The sequence below is a fragment of the Sulfuritalea sp. genome, assembly GCF_031426875.1.
Classification (GTDB): domain Bacteria; phylum Pseudomonadota; class Gammaproteobacteria; order Burkholderiales; family Rhodocyclaceae; genus Sulfuritalea.
Window position 1 is genome coordinate 1 of sequence record NZ_JASJPC010000069.1, and the last position, 4,524, is coordinate 4,524.

Below are 4,524 nucleotides of genomic sequence, written 5' to 3' on the forward strand. Positions count from 1 at the left end.
GGCAGCAGTACATTCGTACCCAAATGGCTTAAAGTAGTGCCATTGGAGCCTGGCCCCTTTCCCGCAGCCTGGCCCCTTTCCCGCACGGCCTGGGCGGCGCGTATCAAGGGATACGGATTGTGCGCCGGCGGAGGCTATCCTCACCGTGGGAGCGAAATAGCAGCGCAGAGCCTGGCTACCGCTATGGAATATCTGCGGTCTGGCTTTGCATGTTGCCGCGAATTGAATTCGAGCACGGTGCTCCCGGCGGCGCTCGCCGTGCCGCCAGCGCCAACTCTTGGCGGCGCAGAGCCCTAATTCAGCACCAGCACGCCGCGCTTGAGGCCGGAGTCTTCCGGATGCGTCGAGAGGACAAAGCCCAGGCTGGAGACGAAGGCCAGCATGCGCGAGTTCTCGGCGAGAAAGTCGCCGTGCATGTAGCGCAGGCCGTTGCTGCGCGCCGTGTCGATCAGGATGCCCATCAGGCGGCGGGCCAGCCCCTTGCCCTGCCAGTCGTCGGCGACCACGATGGCGAACTCGCAGGATTCGCCGTCCGGGTTGGTGGCATAGCGGACCACGCCGATTTCCTTGTCGGCGCCATCGGCGTCGATGATGGCGACGAAAGCCATTTCGCGGTCGTAGTCGATCTGCGTCAGCCTGACCAGTTGCGCCGGCGAGACTTCGCGGATGGTGTTCATGAAGCGCATGTAGCGCGCCTCGGGCGACAGGGCCTTGACGAACTCCTGTTCCATGCGCACGTCTTCGGGCTTGATCGGACGGATCGTGACCTGGGTGCCGTCCTTGGCCTGGAAGCTGGACTTCAACTGCGACGGATAGGGATGGATCGCCATGTGGTCATAGCGGCCGGCGGTGATCGGCGTGTTCTCGATGGTGATCCGCGCGTCCACCGCCACCGCGCCGTGCTCGTCGACGATCAGCGGGTTGATGTCCATTTCGCTGATCCACGGCAGTTCGCAGACCATGGATGAGACGCGCAGCAGCACCGATTCGATCGCGTCCATATTGACCGGCGGCATGTTGCGGAATTCGCCGAGCCTTGCGGTGGTGCGGGTCGAGGCCAGCATGTCGGCCACCAGCACCGAGTTGAGCGGCGGCAGGGCCACGGCGCGGTCGCTGCTGTAGGCTTCGACGCTGGTGCCGCCGGGGCCGAAGACGATGGTGGGGCCGAAGATCTTGTCGCGCATCATGCCGACCACCAGTTCGCGCCCATTGGGCTTCTGGATCATCGGCTCGATGGCGATGCCGTTGATCTGCGCGTCGGGCCGGTTGCGCTTGACCTCGTCCATGATTTCCAGCCAGGCATCGCGCACGGCGGCGAGACTGCTCAGGTTGAGGCGCACGCCGCCGGAATCGGTCTTGTGCACGATATTGGGCGAATCGACCTTCATCACCACCGGCAGCCCGAGTTCCTCGGCCAGCACCATGGCTTCGGAAGCGGAGCGCGCCACCACGGTCTGCGCAATGGGAATCCTGAATGCCGCCAGCACGGCCTTCGATTCCATCTCGTTGAGCACCTTGCGCCCTTCCATCAGCGCGGTCTCGATCACCAGACGGGCCGATTCGAGGCGCGGCGGCGCCTGCTCGGAAATCGACGGCGGCGTCTGCATCAGCAACTGCCGGTTGCGGTAATAGTTGGAAATGTGCGAGAACAGGTCCACCGCCGGCTCGGGCGTGCGGAAAGTGGGAATCGCCGCGCCCTTGAACAGCTTGCGCGCCTCGCCGACCTGTTCCTCGCCCATCCAGCAGGTCACCATCGGCTTGTCGCTCTGGCGCGCGATCTCGATCACCGTGCGCGCGGCCTGGGTCGGGTCGCTCATCGCCTGCGGCGTCAGGATGACCAGCACGCCGTCGACGTGGTCGTCGTCGATGCAGGCCTGCAGCGCCAGGCCGTAGCGCGTCGGATCGGCATCGCCGAGGATGTCGATCGGGTTGGACTTCGACCAGGTGGCGGGCAGCAGCTCGTTCAGCCGCGTGAAGGTGGCGGGATCGAGCTGGGCCAGCGGGATGCCGATATCGGCAGCGTGGTCGGCGGCCATCACGCCGGGACCGCCGCCGTTGGTGATGATCGCCAGGCGCTTGCCGCGCGGGCGGAAGTGCGAGAACAGCGCCGAGGCGGCCGCGTACATCTGGCCGACGTTGGCCAGGCGCACTACGCCGGCGCGGCGCAGCGCCGCGTCGAAGACGTCGTCGGCGCCGACCAGGGCGCCGGTGTGGGACAGCGCGGCTTTTTCGCCGGCCGGGTGCTTGCCCACCTTGATCAGCAGCACCGGCTTGCAGCGCGCCGCGGCGCGCAGGGCGCTCATGAAGCGGCGGGCGTTCTTGATGCCCTCGATGTACAGAAAGATGTTCTCGGTGCGCGGGTCGGAGACCATGTAGTCGAGCACTTCGCCGAAATCGACGTCGCTTTCGGCGCCGAGCGAAACCACGTTGGAGAAGCCGACCTTGTTCGGCAGCGCCCAGTCGAGAATCGCGGTGCACAGCGCGCCGGATTGCGAAATCAGACCGATGGTGCCGGCATGGGCGAAGCCGTGGCCGAAGGTCAGGTTGATCTGGCTGCCCGGACGCATGATGCCCAGGCAGTTGGGACCGAGCAGGCGCATGCCGTGACGCCGGGCGTTTTCCCGCGTGGCGCGTTCCAGGGCCGCGCCGCGCGGTCCGGCCTCGGCAAAGCCGCCGGCGATGATGATGGCGTTCTTGCACCCGGCGCGGCCGCAGGCATCGACAATGTCCGGCACGGTGGCGGCCGGCGTGCAGATCACGGCGATGTCGAGGCGCTGGGGAATGGTATCCACCGCGGTATAGCTCTGCTGTCCGAATACGGTGGGGTGCTTCGGATTGACGAAGAACAGCTTGCCCTTGTAGCCCGAGTCGAGCATGTTGCGCACCAGGGTGACGCCGATCGAGTTGGGCGTCTCCGAGGCGCCGACGATGGCTATCGATTCCGGCTCGAACAGCGTGTGCAGGTAGTGTCGTTCATTGTGCATGGCGTCGCTCCGCAGCGGCGTTTGGGCATGTCGTTCAGGAGTTGGTGCGGTGCAGCAAAAGCATAGCATCTTCCCCCGGCGCGTGCCTGCGGGACCTACAAATTCACTGGCTTCTGGTTGATGCTGCGCCGGTAGTGGCCGTAATGGCGATCGGCGCTGAGCACGTGGTTGATCAGCCAACCGGTCAGGAAGCGTTTGACGCGAAATCCCAGATACACGCGGTCGTCCTCGCCGAGGTCGATTTCGCGCCGCAACTCGTTGAAGTACTCGAAAAAGCGCTGGTGCTGGCGCATGTGCAGATCGAGAAAGGGATAGCCGTCTTCCCTCATCATCTGTTCTTCGATCAGGAAATCGCGGGTCGCGCTGAACTGAATCTGCGCCATCAGCGGTGGCGTCTGGTTGAGCGAGCTGGCATTGATCGTCCGGGCCAGCGCATTCATTTCGGCGAGCAGGTTCTTGTGCCCCACGTCCAGCACCGCCGGACCGATGCAGTAGTCCTCGCGCCAGGTGGGCGGCAATTCGACCCGCGAACCGCCCATGCCCTCGGGGGGAATCTCGCAGCGCTCGAGATAGACGTAGGCCGCGTCGTCTTCGGGCACGTTGGCGACATGCGCGTTGAGCCGCTCGCGGGCCGTGAGAATGTCGTCGATGTGGTAGTAGGCCAATGCCCGCTCGAAACTTTTCAGGCTGGCCTTCTTGGCCTCTCGCAGGGGGCCGGGGTCGCCGTCGAAGACCTCGTACACCGATTGCGTGCCCTGCTTGCCGCGCACATGGGTGCGGTCGAGAAAACGGATCGACCAGAGGCCCGGCTGGTCGAGGCTGTACAGGGTGTTTTCGCTGATCAGGATGGAAACCCGGTATTCCTTGGTCAGCCGTTCCAGGCGCGCCGCGAGGTTGACCGCGTCGCCGATCACCGTGCCGTCCATGCGCGCGGCGCCGCCCACGGTGCCGAGGATGACGATGCCGGTATTGATGCCGATGCCGATCTTGATCGGGCGATAGCCGGCGCGCTGCCGACCGTCGTTGTACTGGTCGAGCTTCTGCAGCATTGCCAGCGCGCAGCGCAAGCCGGCATCCGGCGATTCGGGAAACAGCGCCATGATGGCATCGCCGACGTACTTGTCGATGAAGCCGCCGTGGGCCGTGATCACCGGCTCCATCTGGATCAGGTAGGAGTTGAGAAAGTTGAAGTTCTCCTGCGGGCTCATCGATTCCGACAGCGCAGTGAAGTTGCGGATGTCGGCGAACAGGACGGTCATCTTGCGCTCGACCTGCTGTCCGACCTCGACTTTGCGGATGTCTTCGATGCCCAGCAGGTTGAGGAACTCGCGCGGCACGAAGCGGCTGTAGGCGGCTGTTATCGTGTTCAGCCGTTCGCGCAGGACATCGTTGTTGTCCTGGGCAGTGCCAGTAATCGGGCTCGGTTTTGCGGACATCCAGGATCAAGCCAGGGTAAAGTGGCTTGCGACTTTATTTAAATTCAAAATCACTGCTGTCCGGCTAAATCGCGAACAGATTCAATTGGTTGTTGATGATACTG

At 64.2% G+C, this 4,524-nt stretch carries 2 protein-coding genes; both read right to left on the bottom strand.

The window, feature by feature from the left end:
• Positions 1-293 precede the first annotated feature (293 nt).
• Positions 294-2,984 (bottom strand): GNAT family N-acetyltransferase, encoded by a 2,691-nt coding sequence (locus RMO95_RS22635; protein ID WP_310452960.1) that lies wholly within the window; start codon positions 2,982-2,984, stop codon positions 294-296.
• A gap of 95 nt (positions 2,985-3,079) precedes the next feature.
• Complete coding sequence (locus RMO95_RS22640; protein ID WP_310452961.1) at positions 3,080-4,420, bottom strand: adenylate/guanylate cyclase domain-containing protein; 1,341 nt, start codon at positions 4,418-4,420, stop codon at positions 3,080-3,082.
• Positions 4,421-4,524: the final 104 nt, after the last annotated feature.